This is a genomic window from Burkholderia sp. MSMB1589WGS (genome assembly GCF_001636105.1).
Lineage (GTDB): Bacteria > Pseudomonadota > Gammaproteobacteria > Burkholderiales > Burkholderiaceae > Burkholderia > Burkholderia humptydooensis.
On the sequence record NZ_LNJT01000008.1, the window covers coordinates 75,335 to 89,847 of the forward strand.

16 protein-coding genes are annotated in these 14,513 nt (G+C 66.4%); 3 read left to right on the forward strand and 13 right to left on the reverse strand.

Annotated features, from left to right (window positions below):
- Nucleotides 1-22: 22 nt before the first annotated feature.
- The 3 genes from WT16_RS18395 to WT16_RS18405 are packed head-to-tail and all read right to left on the reverse strand — an operon-like array spanning nucleotide 23 to nucleotide 2,744.
- Entirely contained in the window at nucleotides 23-1,084 is a 1,062-nt protein-coding gene (locus WT16_RS18395; protein ID WP_063533914.1) for a hypothetical protein, read from the reverse strand.
- The gene (locus tag WT16_RS18400) at nucleotides 1,081-1,461 is read right to left on the reverse strand and encodes an FtsX-like permease family protein (RefSeq protein WP_015603644.1); all 381 of its coding nucleotides are present in this window, start codon (nucleotides 1,459-1,461) and stop codon (nucleotides 1,081-1,083) included. The genes WT16_RS18395 and WT16_RS18400 overlap by 4 nt, the downstream gene beginning before the upstream one ends.
- Before the next feature lie 35 nt (nucleotides 1,462-1,496).
- The gene (locus tag WT16_RS18405) at nucleotides 1,497-2,744 is read right to left on the reverse strand and encodes an MFS transporter (protein WP_063533915.1); all 1,248 of its coding nucleotides are present in this window, start codon (nucleotides 2,742-2,744) and stop codon (nucleotides 1,497-1,499) included.
- A gap of 656 nt (nucleotides 2,745-3,400) precedes the next feature.
- Between WT16_RS18405 and WT16_RS18410 the strand changes: the two genes are divergently transcribed.
- On the forward strand, nucleotides 3,401-3,742 hold the full coding sequence (locus WT16_RS18410) for a hypothetical protein (protein WP_063533916.1): 342 nt from the start codon (nucleotides 3,401-3,403) through the stop codon (nucleotides 3,740-3,742).
- A 95-nt stretch (nucleotides 3,743-3,837) separates the two neighbouring features.
- On the opposite strand, the gene WT16_RS18415 is transcribed toward WT16_RS18410, so the two are convergent.
- Nucleotides 3,838-4,332, reverse strand: coding sequence for a GFA family protein (locus tag WT16_RS18415; RefSeq protein ID WP_009914905.1), 495 nt, complete (start codon nucleotides 4,330-4,332; stop codon nucleotides 3,838-3,840).
- Nucleotides 4,333-4,545: 213 nt separating this feature from the next.
- On the opposite strand from WT16_RS18415, the gene WT16_RS18420 reads away from it, so the two are divergent.
- Nucleotides 4,546-5,847 (forward strand): UDP-N-acetylglucosamine 1-carboxyvinyltransferase, encoded by a 1,302-nt coding sequence (locus tag WT16_RS18420; protein WP_006027342.1) that lies wholly within the window; start codon nucleotides 4,546-4,548, stop codon nucleotides 5,845-5,847.
- A 33-nt stretch (nucleotides 5,848-5,880) separates the two neighbouring features.
- Here the strand turns inward: WT16_RS18420 and WT16_RS18425 are convergent, their stop codons facing one another.
- The 9 genes from WT16_RS18425 to WT16_RS31815 all read right to left on the reverse strand — a co-directional run bounded on the left by WT16_RS18425 (nucleotide 5,881) and on the right by WT16_RS31815 (nucleotide 14,048).
- Nucleotides 5,881-6,648: an ATP-binding cassette domain-containing protein gene (locus WT16_RS18425; RefSeq protein WP_009914904.1), complete on the reverse strand. Its 768-nt coding sequence runs from the start codon at nucleotides 6,646-6,648 to the stop codon at nucleotides 5,881-5,883.
- A gap of 74 nt (nucleotides 6,649-6,722) precedes the next feature.
- A complete protein-coding gene (locus WT16_RS18430; RefSeq protein WP_063533917.1) occupies nucleotides 6,723-7,436 on the reverse strand; it encodes an ABC transporter permease in 714 nt (237 codons plus the stop codon).
- Nucleotides 7,433-8,122: a histidine ABC transporter permease HisQ gene (hisQ, locus tag WT16_RS18435; RefSeq protein WP_006027345.1), complete on the reverse strand. Its 690-nt coding sequence runs from the start codon at nucleotides 8,120-8,122 to the stop codon at nucleotides 7,433-7,435. The genes WT16_RS18430 and hisQ overlap by 4 nt, the downstream gene beginning before the upstream one ends.
- Before the next feature lie 366 nt (nucleotides 8,123-8,488).
- Nucleotides 8,489-9,604 carry a porin gene (locus WT16_RS18440; protein WP_063533918.1) on the reverse strand — a complete coding sequence of 372 codons (1,116 nt, stop codon included), beginning with the start codon at nucleotides 9,602-9,604 and terminating at the stop codon, nucleotides 8,489-8,491.
- A gap of 52 nt (nucleotides 9,605-9,656) precedes the next feature.
- Nucleotides 9,657-10,070: a DoxX family protein gene (locus WT16_RS18445; RefSeq protein WP_015602862.1), complete on the reverse strand. Its 414-nt coding sequence runs from the start codon at nucleotides 10,068-10,070 to the stop codon at nucleotides 9,657-9,659.
- Nucleotides 10,071-10,246: 176 nt separating this feature from the next.
- Nucleotides 10,247-11,539, reverse strand: coding sequence for a cytochrome c (locus tag WT16_RS18450; RefSeq protein ID WP_063533919.1), 1,293 nt, complete (start codon nucleotides 11,537-11,539; stop codon nucleotides 10,247-10,249).
- Nucleotides 11,539-13,152 carry a GMC family oxidoreductase gene (locus WT16_RS18455; RefSeq protein ID WP_015602981.1) on the reverse strand — a complete coding sequence of 538 codons (1,614 nt, stop codon included), beginning with the start codon at nucleotides 13,150-13,152 and terminating at the stop codon, nucleotides 11,539-11,541. The genes WT16_RS18450 and WT16_RS18455 overlap by 1 nt, the downstream gene beginning before the upstream one ends.
- Nucleotides 13,152-13,667: a sugar dehydrogenase complex small subunit gene (locus tag WT16_RS18460; RefSeq protein ID WP_063533920.1), complete on the reverse strand. Its 516-nt coding sequence runs from the start codon at nucleotides 13,665-13,667 to the stop codon at nucleotides 13,152-13,154. The genes WT16_RS18455 and WT16_RS18460 overlap by 1 nt, the downstream gene beginning before the upstream one ends.
- A 105-nt stretch (nucleotides 13,668-13,772) precedes the next feature.
- Nucleotides 13,773-14,048 (reverse strand): hypothetical protein, encoded by a 276-nt coding sequence (locus WT16_RS31815; RefSeq protein WP_156521466.1) that lies wholly within the window; start codon nucleotides 14,046-14,048, stop codon nucleotides 13,773-13,775.
- On the opposite strand from WT16_RS31815, the gene WT16_RS31820 reads away from it, so the two are divergent.
- The gene (locus WT16_RS31820; protein WP_348982104.1) at nucleotides 13,953-14,399 is read left to right on the forward strand and encodes a hypothetical protein; all 447 of its coding nucleotides are present in this window, start codon (nucleotides 13,953-13,955) and stop codon (nucleotides 14,397-14,399) included. The genes WT16_RS31815 and WT16_RS31820 overlap by 96 nt on opposite strands.
- The last annotated feature ends 114 nt before the right edge of the window (nucleotides 14,400-14,513 follow it).

The window sequence follows — 14,513 nt, forward strand, 5'->3', positions numbered from 1 at the left end:
CCGCAACCGCCGCCGGCGGGGCTCAGAAGAAGAACGTCACGACGCCCTGCACGATCTCGCTTTGCGCCTGCGCGCCGTACACGCTGCGCGACGCGCCGTGATTGCCCTGCCACTGCACGGCGACGTCGGTGCGCGGCCAGTGGTAACGCGCCTCCAGCCACGTGAAGTAGCTGTGATCGTCGATATCGTAGCGGCCCATCGCCTTCAGATCGAGATGCCGGACGAACGCATCCGGCATCGACGCATAGACGAACAGCGACTGCCGCGTCATCAATTCCTGCGCGACGCTCGCGCTCGCGCGATACCCCCAGTAGCGCGCCGAATCGTTTTGCAGCGCAAGCCACGCGCCGCGGCTCGCGCTCGCGCCGTCGTAATCGTATTCGAGCGTCAGCGACAGCTTGTTCGCGAACGTATGCGTGAACCCCGTCGCGAGCTTCGACGTCAGCCGCTTCGGCGCTTGCGCGGTGTCGGCGATCGCGTTGCCGCGCCCGATCGCATATTCGACGAAGCCGACCGTCGCGTCGTCGATCAGCGCGGTCGCGTTCACGCCGAGTTGCGGCGAGATCCGCTCGCCGCCGTACAGCAGCCATTGCGGCGCGAATTCGCCGACGAGCCGCTGCGACACGCTCAGCATGTAGCGCGTCCACCGGTTCGTCGCGCCGAAATCGGGATTGAAGGTCGCGGCGCTCGGCCGCGTGTCGATGCGCGGCGAAACGAGCGCCGTCACCGAGCCGCCGTCCCACAGAATCTGCCCGCGCGCCATCACGCTGCCGAGCCGGTTCTCGCGCAGGCTCTCCGGGTCGATCGACACGACCGAGCGCAGCGCGCCCGCCTTGAAGAAATCGGTCGGATTGAACCCGGAGGCGACGCCCTCGCGCAGATTGATGCGCCCGACATCGACGATCGCATTCGGGCTCGCGCGCCAGCTCACGTAGGCCTGCTGCAGCGTATCGACCGCGTTGGTCTGCGCGACGCCCGCGCGCCACCCCGCGTCGAGGCGGTTCGACACGATCACCCGCCACGCGCCGAACGTGCCGTCGTAGGCGAGCGTGCTCGACATGCGCAGGTTGTCGTCGAGCGTCACGGGCCCCGTCTGGCTCGCGGCCGTGTAGTTCGCCGCGGCCGCTTCAAACGTGCCGCGCCAGTTGCTGCGGGCGACGGGCGCGGCGGCCGCAGCATCGGCTCCGTCTGGCCGGGCGGCGTCCAGTGCAGTTGCGCGCGATTGATCAGGAAGCTCGCACCGAACACGAGCAGCGTGCCCAGCGCCGCGCCGCAGACGCCGAGCAGGAAGTCCTCGCAGACGAACATGCGCCGGATGCCCGCGCCGCGCACGCCGATCGCGCGCAGCGTGCCGATTTCGTGGGTGCGCTCCATCACCGCCATGTTCATCGTGTTGCCGACCGTAAACATCACGATCGTCGCGATCAGCACCGCGATGAAACCGAAAATGGCGCCGAACATGCCTCGCCCGGCGAGCCGACCGCCGCCGCCATCGCTCAATCGGGCAGCGGTGCGTGCTGCGGCACGGCATACGCCGCATCCGGAATCCGCTCGAGCCTCGACACCGCGGACAGTACGATCACGGCCGCCTGAATCGCGAAGCCCGCGACCGACGCCCAGATGCACGCGTCGATCCCGAACCGGCCCGCGACGACGGCGCCCGCGAGCGCGCCGAGCGGACGCGCGCCATAGGTCGCGGTGCTGTTGATCGCGGACACGCGGCCGAGCATCGTCGACGGCGTGATCGCCTGACGCAGCGTCGTCGACGCGACCGTCCACACGATCGGCCCGACGCCGAGCAGGAAAAAGCCCGACGCCGCGAGCCAGAACGACGGCACGAAAATCGACATGACCATGACGAGCGACGCGGCGAGGCCGCAGACGGGCCCGATCGTGAGGACGACGCCGAACTTGAGGCGCCGCGCGATCGCCGGCGCCATCGACGCGCCGCCCATCATGCCGATGCCGTACGCGGCGAACGTCATGCCGATCCGCGGCGCGCCCAGCATCAGATGATGGACCGCATACGGCACATATACCGCCTGCAACGTGAAAAAGCCGATATTGAAGAAGACTGCGGTGACGATCATCGGCCGCAGATGACGATCGCGATAGACGAACCGCGCGCCGTCACGCAGCTCGGCGGCGAAGCGCTTGCGCGGCGCGGCCGGCGAGCGCGCGTCCGGCAATCGGGCCAGCAGCAGCATCGCATAGGCGGACAGCATCGCCGCCACGCCATAGGCCCATTTCGCGCCGGTCCAGCCGACCAGCGCGCCGCCGATCGCGGGGCCGGCCGAGTACGCGGCGCTGCGCGCGAGCTCGATGACGCCGTTCGCTCGCGCCAGTTCCGCGCGGCCGACGAGCGCGGGAACCAGCGCCGGCGCGGCCACGCCATACGCGACGGTCCCGCACGCGCCGACGAAGCCGAGCATCGCGAGCGACGGCAGCGTCAGCGCATGCGCGGCGAGCAGCGCCAGCGCGACGGCCAGCGCGAGCGCGCGCAGGCCCTCAGCCGCCGCCATGATCCTTTTGCGCGAATGCCGATCCGCCCACACGCCGAGCGGAATCGAAAGGAGCAGAAACGGCAGCGTCTGCGCCGTCTGCAGCAAGGCGGTGCCGCTTGCGCTCGCGCCAAGCGTCAGCACGGCGACGAGCGGCGTCACCGCGAGGCCGATCTGCTCGGCCGACTGCGCAGCGCAGTTCGACAGCGCGAGGCGCCGGAATGGAATGGAAAGGCGGGGCATCGTTGCACCTCGTTCGGAGTCGGTCGACAAGAGATGCCCTGCACGTTACGCAAGCTCGCCGCGCCACGCGCTCCATTTATTGCGGACCAATCCGCGGGCCAATCTACGAACCCGTCCGGCTCGCGGCGATACGCGCAAGCCGAAGCATGAGTCCCGGGAGTAAAAACCTCGTCGGTTCAATGAGGTCCGCATGTCCCCGCCAAACCGGGACCGCGCGTCAAACAATCCATGACATTCGCGGCCCGCCGATTTGAACGTGCTTAACAGTCATTGCGTGCGGTCTTTGCCATCATGAACTCAACGAATACGAACGCGACGGGGCCACCGTTAGCATGCACCCTGCGCCAGCGGCCGAAGAGCCGCGCGGCGTAGGCTGACGGTTTCGATCGCCTCAGCCGGCGCGGCGGATCGCGCGCCGCCTTCCTGCTTCATTTCTTCGCAGCGCCAATCAAATCATCCGCAAGCACGCACGTCGCCCCGGCAACGCCGGGGCGGCGGTATTCGCACGCGCCACGCACAGCGCACGCCGCCGCGATTGGCAAGCGCCTTAACATCTTGTTTCCGAATTGTTGGAACATCGCGGGCGATGCGCACTCAGACTGGATCGTAGTACCTGTTGAAATCCGATTCACGAATCACGACCAGAGGGAGATAACGTGAAATACTTACCGCTCATCGCATTGATCGTGGCAACTTCGGCCAGCGCCGCGGGCGCCGATATCAAGAACGTGGGACAGAGCCAGAAACCCGCGCCGGACGTCTCGGCCTGCATTGCGAAGACCTGGGCCGACAAGTCGCAACAACAGGTCGTCACGCAGAACGTGCTCGCGAACGGTCTCGCCGCTGACGTCTATGTGCCGGGCCAGCAGCCGCCGAACGGCGCGGCCGCGGTCGTGCGCCCCGCATTCTCGGGCAACGCGAAGACCTGGGTCGGCTTCCGCGCGGGCAGCGGCTCGGCGGACGGCGCGGCCGCGGGCGACATCAACAGTTGCCTGTAACGCCCGACGTGCCGGCGCTGCCGGCATGACATGAACCGAAACGCCGGCGCGACACGTCGCACGCAGCCGCCCGCACGCAACGGCCGCCGACGCCGCTAACGATCCCGCTTCGCACGCAACGCCGCGCGTCGCGCGCGGCTCTCGGCCGACCAGACTTCGTCTGACGAGTAGTACTCGGGAACGGCGCGTGCGTCGGGCGGCAGGATCACCCACGGCTGCTTCGACGACGTGAAGATATGAATGTCGGGCGGCAGGCGGTCCGGCTCGTCGAGCGTGCCGACGCGAACGAAGCTCACCGCGCTGCCGCCGCCCGCATAATGGCTCCACACCGCGATGCGGCAGTGCGGGCAGCGCGCGATCTTCTGGCCCTTGCCGCTGTTCGACGGCGTATCGACGATGTCGACTTCGCCGCGCAGCAGCAGCAAGCGGTCCGATTCGATCAGCGCGTTCAGCGCGAACGCCGTGCCGGTTTCCCGCTGACACCAGCGGCAATGGCAGCAATGCACGATGAGCGGCCGGGATGTCATCCGGTAGCGCACCGCGCCGCATGTGCAACCACCTTCGTAGATCGGGGAATCGTCGGTTTGCATGCGTCGCCTCGCTTGAAAAGGGTACGATCGCCATTGCTTCGCGCAATGCGATGATCCCCCTTCGCGCGATGCCTGTGAAGTGCCCGCCTCAAGTGCCCGGCCGTTTTCCGCGGCACGCCGGACGCGCCGAGCCGCGCGACGAATCTGCGAAATCCTCGCGATCGGTGGCATGATATCGACCTTGCGCGTCATTACATCCACCTGCATCCGAACATGTCGAACCTGATCGTCCACGGCGGCGCCCCGCTTCGCGGAGAAATCACGCCGTCCGCCAACAAGAACGCCGTCCTCCCCATCCTGTGCGCGACGCTCCTCACCGACCGGCCGCTGCGGCTCGTCGGCGTGCCTGACATCACCGACGTCCGCAAGATTCTCGACATCTTCCGCACGCTCGGCAGCGATGTCGCGATCGACTACGCCACCGGCGTGCTCGACCTGCACCATCGCGCGACCGCGTTCGATCCGGCCGTGCACCGGCTGCCGGAGGAGATGCGCTCGTCGATCATGCTGGTGCCGCCGCTCCTCGCGCGCTTCGGCGTCGCACGGCTCGAGAACGACGTGAAGGGCTGCACGCTCGGCGTGCGCGAGATCGATCCGCACGTGGAAGTGTTCGAGCGCTTCGGCGCGCGGATCGAGCGCACGTCCGATTCGCTGATCGTGCGCGCCGACGGCCCGCTCACGCCGAATCACCACTGGCTCGACTACGCATCCGTCACGACGACCGAGAACTTCGTGCTGTGCGCGGCGTCGGCGAACGGCACGTCGACGCTCGTCAACGCCGCGTCGGAGCCGCACGTGCAGGAGTTCTGCCGGTTCCTCGCGATGCTCGGCGTGCCGATCGAGGGCATCGGCACGTCGCATCTGAGCGTCCAGGGCGGCCGCGCGCTCGCGGGCGGCGAATACCGCTTCAACGAGGACTTCCACGAAATCGCGACGTTCCTCGCGCTCGGCGCGATCACGGGCGGCGACATCGCGGTGCGCAACGGCTCGCCCGAGCAGTTCCCGCTGATCGACCGGACCTTCGCGAAGTTCGGCGTGCAGGTCAAGCACGAGAACGGCTGGTCGCACGCGCTGCGCGACGGTCCGCTGAAGGTCAAGCAGCCGTTTACGCGCAACATCCTGACGAAGGTCGAGGCCGCGCCGTGGCCTTACCTGCCCGTCGATCTGCTGCCGATCTTCATCGCGCTCGGCGTGCAGGCGCAAGGCAGCGTGATGTTCTGGAACAAGGTCTACGACGGCGCGATGGGCTGGACGGGCGAGTTGTCGAAGTTCGGCGCGCACGTGTTCCTCTCCGACCCGCATCGGCTGATCACGTTCGGCGGGCTGCCGCTCAGCCCGGCGCGTGTCGAGAGCCCGTACATCATTCGCGTCGCGATCGCGCTCTTGATGGTCGCGGCGAGCATCGACGGACGCTCTGAGATCCTGAACGCGCAGCCGATCCGGCGCGCGCATCCGCACTTCGTCGAGAATCTGCGCTCGGTCGGCGCGAACGTCGAGTGGACGAGCGGCGAATGAGCCGGCGTGCGCGCGCCGCCGCCGGCCGGCCGCCTACTTGAGCCTGCCCGACAGGAACTGCGACAGCCGCTCGCTCTTCGGATTGACGAGCACGTCCCGCGGATGTCCCTCCTCTTCGATCCGCCCCTGATGCAGGAAGATCACGTGATTCGACACGTTGCGCGCGAAGCCCATCTCGTGCGTGACGACGATCATCGTTCGCCCCTCTTCCGCAAGCGCCTGCATCACTTTCAGCACTTCGCCGACGAGCTCCGGGTCGAGCGCCGACGTCGGCTCGTCGAACAGCATGACTTCGGGCTCCATCGCGAGCGCCCGCGCGATGGCGACGCGCTGCTGCTGGCCGCCCGACAGGTGCGACGGATACTTCGCCTCGACGCTCGGCGCGAGCCCCACCTTCCGCAGATACTCGCGCGCCCGCGCCTCGGCCTGGGCGCGCGACAGGCCGAGCACGCTGACGGGCGCCTCGGTCACGTTCTCTAGCACCGTCATGTGCGCCCACAGGTTGAAGTGCTGGAACACCATCGCGAGCTTCACGCGCATCCGCTGCAATTGCTTCGGATCGCCGATTTTCGGCGCGCCGCGCCGGTCGCGCGTCACGCGGATCGACTCGTCGCCGAGCGTGATCGTCCCCGAGCACGGCTGCTCGAGAAAATTGATGCAGCGCAGGAACGTGCTCTTTCCCGAGCCGCTCGAGCCGATGATGCTGATCACGTCCCCCGCCTTCGCCTGCAGCGAGATGCCCTTGAGCACTTCGTTGTCGCCGAACTTCTTGTGCAGGTCATCCACCGTCAGCTTGTACATTCGCCGTCGTCCCTGATCGTATTTGATCGTCGTTGTGCTTCGTTGATCGATACCGCCCGCGCGCGACGCGCGCATCAATGCCCCTGCGGCCTCAGGTACGCGAGCCAGCGCGCTTCCATCCGGCGGAACATCCAGATCAGCGCGAACACGACGACGGCATACAGCGCGGCCGCGATCCCGTACGCCTGAAACGATGCGTAGGTGGTCGAATTGACGTCGCGCGTGACCTTCAGGATGTCGGGCACCGTCGCCGTGAACGCGAGCGTCGTCGCATGCAGCATCAGGATCACTTCGTTGCTGTAGCTCGGCAGCGCGCGGCGCAGCGCCGACGGCAGGATCACCCGCGTGTACAGCTTGAACCGCGGCATCCCGTATGCGAGCCCCGCCTCGATCTCGCCCGGCGACGTCGATTTGATCGCGCCCGCGAAGATCTCGGTCGCGTATGCGCATTCGTTCAGCGTGAACGCGAGCAGCGTGCAGTTCATCGCGCTGCGGAAGAAGCCGTCGAGCCATGCGTGGTCGTGCACGACGCTCAGGCTGTAGATGCCCGTGTAGCAGAGCAGCAGTTGCACGTAGAGCGGCGTGCCGCGGAACACATACGTATAGAGCCAGACCGGGCCCGACACCGCGCGGCTGCGCGACGCGCGCGCGATCGCGAGCGGCACCGCGAGGCCGAAGCCGAGCCCGATCGACACGACGAGCAGCCATAGCGTGATCGCGAGGCCGCTCAACCGATAGCCGTCGCTGAACAGGTAGTTCTGCCAATATTGACCGATGATCTGAATCACAGCGCCAGCCTCCGCACGCCCGCCGAATAGCGTTTTTCGAGGTACATCAGCACGAGGTTCGACAGCGTAGTGATCGCCAGATAGATCGCGCCGGCCGCGAGCGTGAAGAAAAAGAAGTTCAGCGTGCTCTTGCCGGCGTCCTGCGACGCCTTCACGACATCGGCCAAGCCGATGATCGACACGAGCGCGGTCGCCTTCACGAGCACCTGCCAGTTGTTGCCGATGCCGGGCAGCGCGAAGCGCATCATCTGTGGGAACATGATCCGCGCGAACACGCGCCACGAGCCCATCCCGTACGCGAAGCCCGCTTCGAGCTGGCCGCGCGGCACCGCGAGGAACGCGCCGCGAAACGTCTCGGTGAAGTAAGCGCCGTAGATGAAGCCCAGCGTGACGATGCCGGCGACGAATGGGTCGATGTCGATCTGATCGACGCCGAGCATGTCGGTCGCATCGTTCAGCAGGATCTGGATGCCGTAGAACAGCAGCAGCATCAGCACGAGATCCGGCACCGCGCGAATCAGCGTCGTGTAGAACGTGCCGACGCTCGCCAACGCGCGATTGGACGACAGCTTGGCGGCCGCACCGGCGAGCCCGAGCGCGAGCGACGCGGCGAGCGACAGCACGGCGAGCTTGACCGTCTCGACCGTACCGGCCCACAGCAGCGGGCCGAAGCCTTGAAAGAGCATCTGCGATTTCCTCGATGTGCGCGGGCGCGGCGCGCTGCCGCCGCGAAGCGGGCGCGCAACCTGTCCGTCGGGTTTCCGGGAGTTGACGAACCGTTTCGATGCGGCGATTCCGGCCGCGCCGAAGTTGTATGTACAACTTTGCGTCGGCCGATTTTGCCCGGCAATCCGTGTTTTTCTCTAATGCCCGAACGGCCGCATCATGCTCAAGCGCGACGCGCGGGCGGCGGCAGGCGTTCTTCGGGAGCGCGAAGCAATTCTGTGACGCGATGAGCGATCCGGTACGTTCGCGCGCACGGTTGCCTGCGAAAAAAAGACCTCCGGGCGATCGGCGGACATCCTCTCTTTCCGCACCGCGCGACGCACGCGTCAGAAGGTATGCATCATCCCGACATACGCGCCCGTCTGCGATTCTCCCGCGAGCGGGCTCGTGTTCGGCGTCGCGTCGCGCGGCGTCGCGAGCAGCGAGAAGTTCGAATTCCCGCCGTTGCGCACATAGGCGAGCGTGCCGTACAGGAACGTGCGCTTCGACAGGTTGTAAGTCGTCCCGAGCGCATACATGATCGCGTGGCCGGACGGATCGTGCGACGCGTCGCCGCCGTCGCCGCCGCGCACGCGCACGTAGTAGCCGCCGCCCGTCACCGCCCATTGCGGATTCGCCTGATACGTCGCGCCGAGCCAGAAGTGATCGGCGCGATCCGCGAGGCCCGCCGGCGTATCGGGCGCGGAGTAATGTGTGTACGCGCCCTGGATCTTGAACTTCTGCACCTTCACGTTCGCGCCGATGAAATATTCGCGCGAGCTCGAGAAGATGTTGCTCATCCGGCCGTTGCTGTCGCGCAGTTCGTCATAGATCCCGCGCACGTCGAGCATCGGCGAGTGATACGAGATCATCACGCCGTCCGAGCGGCCGAAGTCGCCCTGCGCGCCGTAGTTGAAGCCGCGCGACTGATTGCCGAACGCATACTGCGCCTGCACGTCGAAGCCGCCGAACACCGGGCTGTGATACTCGACGTTGTTGCTCGTCTGCTGCCAGTTGCGCCCGCGCACGAGCGACGCCGACGAAAACGCCTGCTGGACGAACGGATCGAATTCCCACACGCCGTCGCTGTCGATGAAGAGGTTGCGGCCCGCCTGCAGCGTGCCCCACGTGTCGCTCCTCAAGCCGACGTACGCGCGCCGCGACCACATCCGGCCGCCGCCCGTCGTGCCGTTCATCACCTGGAACGCAGTCTCCAGGTTGAAGATCGCCGACGTGCGGCCGCCCAGATCCTCGGCGCCCTTCAGGCCGAACATGCTCGTGCCCCAGTCGCCGCTCTCGGCGCTCCAGCGCGACGAGCTTCCGCCCGAAGGATTCGCGATGTGATTCAGATATTCGACGCCGCCGTCGACGCGGCCATAAAGCGTGACGCTCGTCTGCGCGCAAGCGAGCGCCGGCCCGGCCGCGACGAGCGCGGCCATCATCTTCCTCGAATGAAAACCCATTGTTCTCCGCCTGTTGTCTTCTCTCAGGTTCACAACACGTCCGGCACGCCGCTCAGCCGCGATCGAGCGAATAGCGTCCGGGGCCAGCCGCGCACAGGGCGAACAAGCCGCCCGTGATCGCGATGTTCTTGTAGAAGTGGATCATCATGTTCATCTGCTCGGCAGCAGGCATCGACCAGTAGTGATGGCCGATGAACGCGGTGCCGATCGTATAGAGGCCGAGCAGCAGCGCGAGCGGCCGCGTGCAGAAGCCGATCAGGATCGCGATGCCGACGAAGAACTCCATCGCGATGGCGACGACGGCCGCGATCGACGGCAGCGGCGTGCCTTCCGCGGTCATGAACTGGACCGTGCCCGAGAAATTCAGCAGCTTCTCCCAGCCGAAGATCACGAACAGGATGACGAGCAGGATGCGGGACAGCAGCAGCAGAAGGTCTTTTTGAGGCGCAAGGAAAGTTTGTCTCATTGTCGTTTGGAGCCGGAAGCGGGCGCCGTGCGCGGTGCGACGACGCGTCGCGCACGTGCCGGTTGCGAACCGAGGCGGCGCGCGATGCGCCGCCTCCCTGTCGACTGCGACCTGCCACCGGACGGCCGCCCGGTGCGATGCCGTCCTCCCCGATCGCCGGATAACCGAGTCGTACGTTACTGCGCGGCGCGCAGCTTCGCAACGTCCTGCTCGCTCACCTTCGTCGCCGGATTGCCGAATTGCGCGGTCAGGTAGTTCGCGAGCGCGGCGATCTGCGCGTCCGACAGCTCGTGCCGGAACGCCGGCATCCCGACGTCCTCGTTGCCCGCCTTGCGCGCGACGCCGTTCAGGATCACCTGCACGAGATTCGTCGGATTCGGCGCGCCGACCGTCGAATTGTGCAGGAGCGACGGATAGTAGCCGTCCGGCGTGCCCTTGCCCTGCATCTGGTGGCAACTCGCGCAGTTGCCGAGATAGAGGCGCGCGGGATCGATGCCCGTCGCGGCGAGCGCGACGCCGCGCAGCCGGATTCCGTCCTCGGCCGGCTTGCCCCATGCGGAGCGCGCCTTCGCGGTGCCGTCGGCGACGGCGGGTACCGTGCGGATGTACGTCGCGATCGCGCCGATATCCGCATCGGTCATCTGCGAGAAGCTGTGCTCGACCGCCTCGGCCATCGGCCCTCCCGCCTGCGCGAGACCCGGCACGCTGCCCGTGCGCAGATACTGGACGAGCTGCTGCTGCGACCAGCCGCCGATCCCCGCGTTCGGGTCCGACGTGATGTTGTAGCCGTCCCAGCCGGACAGCACCGAGCCCGCGAGGAAGCTGCCGCCCGTTTCGTCGAGCGACTTCTCCTGCAGCGTGACGGCGCGCGGCGTGTGGCACGTGCCGCAGTGCGCGAGGCCCTGCACGAGATACGCGCCGCGGTTCCATTCGACGCTGCGCCCCGGCTTCGGCTGGTACGCGCCTTCCTTCAGGAACAGCAGGTTCCAGATCTTGAGCGGCCAGCGCATGCTCAGATACCACGGGATGTCGTTCTTGCGCGGCGGCTGCCTGACCGGCTCGACGCCATGCATGAAGTACGCGTAGAGCGCCTTCACGTCGTCGTCGGTGATCTTCGCATACGACACGTACGGCATCGCCGGATACAGGTTGTCGCCGTTCTTCGCCACGCCGTGACGCACCGCGCGCTCGAAGTCCGCGAACGTCCAGTCGCCGATGCCCGTTGCCTTGTCGGGCGTGATGTTCGTCGTGTAGATCGTGCCGAGGACGGGCGCGCGCATCGGCAAGCCGCCCGCGAACGGCTTGCCGCCCTTCGCCGTGTGGCACGCCATGCAGTCGCCCGCGACGGCCAGATAGCGGCCGCGCTCGACGAGCGCCGCGTCGGCGGAAGGCGCGGCGGCCGCCGCGCTCGACAGGCCGGGCAACGCGAGGCAGCCGGCCAGCACGAAGGAAAGCGTTCGTTTCAGCATCAGATTTCCTTCTTCAACTGGTCCGAGATCCGCAGCGCGAGCGCCGCGATCGTCAGCGTCACGTTCACCGTGCCGACCGTCGGCATCGTCGCGCTGCTCGACACGAACAGGTTCGGATGGTCGAACGTGCGGCAATCCTTGTCGACGACCGAATCGCGCGGGTCCGCGCCCATGATCGTCGAGCCGGTGATGTGGTTGTTCGGCGCGAACTCGTCGTTGAACACGACGTCGGTGCCGCCCAGCACCTGCGCCGCCGTCGCATACACTTCGCGCGTGTGCACGGCGCCGCGCTTCACGTAGTCGTCGATCCGGTACGTGATCTCCGGGCGCGGAATGCCGAGTGCATCGGTCGCCGTCTTGCTCGGCACGATGCGGTTCTCGGGCTGCGGCAGGATCTCGTGGAAGCAGTCGAACTGCACGTAGCGCGCGGCGCGGTCGCGGATCTGCGCGTCGAGCTCGGCGGGCTTCAGCAGCTTGCCGGCCTTGAAGATCTTCTGCGTCTCCTGGTCGATGCGCGACAGGTTCGACAGATGGATCTTCTTCGCCGCCTCGGTCGCGCGGAACGCTCCGTCGCGAAAGCCGATCAGCGACGTCATCTCCTGCGGGCCGCGGCCCGGCCACAGCTTCTCGCTCGCATAGAACGACACGCCCGTGCCCGGGTGGTCCATCAGGTTGCGGCCGACCATGTCGGAACTGTTGCCGACGCCGTTCGGGAAATCGCGGCTCGTCGACATCAGCATCAGCTTCGGCGTCTCGATGCCGTTCGCGGCGAGCACGAAGTACTTGCCCTCGACGCGGTGCTCGACGCCCTTCGGGTCCTTGTAGAGCGCGGCGACGATCTTCTTCTTCGGGCCCACCTCGAGCTTGTGGACGACCGCGTTCTCGATCAGCTTCGCGCCCGCCTGCTCGGCCTTCTCGACGTGGACGACGCCGTTGTACATCGCGCCGATCGGGCAGATCGGCATGCAGTTGTTGTTCCCGCAGCAGGTCGGCCGGCCGTCGTACGGACGGCTGTTGCGCGCGACGGGCTCGGTCACGACGTGGTACTTCGGGTCGTGTTTGTTGAGCGCGGTCTTGATCGTCCGCTCGTTGTAGGACAGCGGCAGCGGCGGCATCGGGTACGGCGCCTTGCGCGGCGACAGCAGATCCTCTTCGGCGCCCGGCCCCCAGACGCCCAGCTCTTCCTCGGCGCGCTGATAGTCATGCTCGAGATCGTCGTACTGGATCGGCCAGTCGCGGCCGACGCCGTACACGGTCTTCATCCTGAAGTCGTTCGGAATGAAGCGCCACGCGGACGCGGCCCAATGCCACGTCGTGCCGCCCACCGCGCGGATGTACTGCGAGTTGAACTTGTGCTCGCCCTTGAGCACGAGGTAGTCGTTCGGCGGCTCGTATTCCGGATGCGGCGCCCACGCGCTCGACGGATACGGCGCCATGAAATCCATCTTGTCCGGCTGGTTGCGGAAGCGCTCGACGATTTCCCAGCGCGGCATCCGCGGGCCGGCTTCGAGCAGGATCACCGATTTGCCGGCCATCGCGAGCTGATGCGCAACGATCGCGCCCGCCACGCCCGAGCCCACGACGACGACGTCGGCTTGTTGTGTATCGGCCATCAGGCTTGCCTCTCGATCGGTTTGTCGGCCCAGAAGCCGGGTTTGTTGGGGCAGTACGAGCGGACCACGAGCGTGTCGGACACGACGCCGAACATCAGCGCTTCCTCGTACGTCACCACGACGTTATCGACGATGCCGAGGTACCACGCTTCGAGAATGCGCAGCGCGAGGGCTTCCTGATCGGGCGTGAGCGTGTTCGCGGCGAGCGCGCCGGCGAGCTTCGGCAGCCCGTCGCCGAACTCGAACGAACCTTTCTGCAACGCGCGCAGCAGCCGTTCGCCGACCGCGCGGTTCAGGCCGGTCTTGCCGGTCAGCGCCTCCGACAGCGTCATGAACGCGTCGAGCGGCGCGGCGCTCGGCGCACCGGCGAGCGCGCGCAGCGTCAGCGAGCCGGCGAGGCCCAATGCGCTCAACGCAAGCGAGCGCTGCAGCCATTGGCGTCGGGTGAGCCCCCCACCCGTGGGCTCGTTCGCGTCGATCGAGCGACGCGCGTGGGGATTGGTGTCGTTATTCATCGTTCCTTCTCTCTGGCGCCGGGTTCGGGAAAACGAGTCTTGATATTTCTCAAACCACGGCGCGGACCCGCAATGTACGCGTTCGTCGTGATTTGAACAATCCCTTTATAGTTCATCGAATCGTTTTGCACTCCCTTGCAATGCGGGTTCCGGCGGCTTTTTCAGTTTTTGCAAGAAATTGTTTCGTAATGTGGCGTCGCAGCGCTCGGATTGTCCGCAATACGCAGCAGTGCGACATGAAAGGATCGGGAAGCCGCGCATCGATCGTTGCTCGAACGGGCGCGCATGGAGCGTGCGGTGCGGTCCGCGCTTTTCCGCTTCGGCCAGTGCCCGCCTCCGCTCGATCGTTGCGCTGACGATTCCTCGAATGCCGGCTTCCATGACGCCTGCCCGGTCGATCTTCCGATGCGCACCGGCGAACTCGCGCGCGACGGTCGCCCCGCGGGCGACACCAGCGCATGCCGCCGCCATCCCGGCCGCGCATTCGATTGTCTGTTTTATACGGCCGTTCTCGGTTTTCCGCGCTTATCTCAAAATTATCCTCAAACCGGCGGGTTCCCTACACCCAAAATGCTCGTACTTTTGTACGACAAGCGACTATATTTTCGGAAAGACTATCAAGAATTGTTAAAAGCAGCCGTTACCCACACCAGTATCTCCGATCGGGCATCGCGCGAGCCCGACGGTTTCAGGACAAGACCTGGCGACGTATCGGGATGCGACGAGGAATGAGGTTCGTGCTCGCGAAGCCTCCACGCCACGGGTCTTGACCGCGTTGACCGCGCATGCGGTATCGAACTGAAGAGTGGAGAGGCTCCATGAACAAGAAACGTAGCAATCCTGAAC

Bases quoted from the DNA above. Each gene is read 5' to 3' on its own strand.
- WT16_RS18415 (WP_009914905.1), bottom strand. From the start codon at position 4,332: ATGCAAACCGACGATTCCCCGATCTACGAAGGTGGTTGCACATGCGGC.
- WT16_RS18460 (WP_063533920.1), bottom strand. From the start codon at position 13,667: ATGAATAACGACACCAATCCCCACGCGCGTCGCTCGATCGACGCGAAC.
- WT16_RS31815 (WP_156521466.1), bottom strand. From the start codon at position 14,048: ATGGAAGCCGGCATTCGAGGAATCGTCAGCGCAACGATCGAGCGGAGG.
- WT16_RS18420 (WP_006027342.1), top strand. From the start codon at position 4,546: ATGTCGAACCTGATCGTCCACGGCGGCGCCCCGCTTCGCGGAGAAATC.
- WT16_RS18400 (WP_015603644.1), bottom strand. From the start codon at position 1,461: ATGTTCGGCGCCATTTTCGGTTTCATCGCGGTGCTGATCGCGACGATC.
- WT16_RS18445 (WP_015602862.1), bottom strand. From the start codon at position 10,070: ATGAGACAAACTTTCCTTGCGCCTCAAAAAGACCTTCTGCTGCTGCTG.
- hisQ (WP_006027345.1), bottom strand. From the start codon at position 8,122: ATGCTCTTTCAAGGCTTCGGCCCGCTGCTGTGGGCCGGTACGGTCGAG.
- WT16_RS31820 (WP_348982104.1), top strand. From the start codon at position 13,953: ATGGAGCGTGCGGTGCGGTCCGCGCTTTTCCGCTTCGGCCAGTGCCCG.
- WT16_RS18455 (WP_015602981.1), bottom strand. From the start codon at position 13,152: ATGGCCGATACACAACAAGCCGACGTCGTCGTCGTGGGCTCGGGCGTG.
- WT16_RS18450 (WP_063533919.1), bottom strand. From the start codon at position 11,539: ATGCTGAAACGAACGCTTTCCTTCGTGCTGGCCGGCTGCCTCGCGTTG.
- WT16_RS18425 (WP_009914904.1), bottom strand. From the start codon at position 6,648: ATGTACAAGCTGACGGTGGATGACCTGCACAAGAAGTTCGGCGACAAC.
- WT16_RS18405 (WP_063533915.1), bottom strand. From the start codon at position 2,744: ATGCCCCGCCTTTCCATTCCATTCCGGCGCCTCGCGCTGTCGAACTGC.
- WT16_RS18440 (WP_063533918.1), bottom strand. From the start codon at position 9,604: ATGGGTTTTCATTCGAGGAAGATGATGGCCGCGCTCGTCGCGGCCGGG.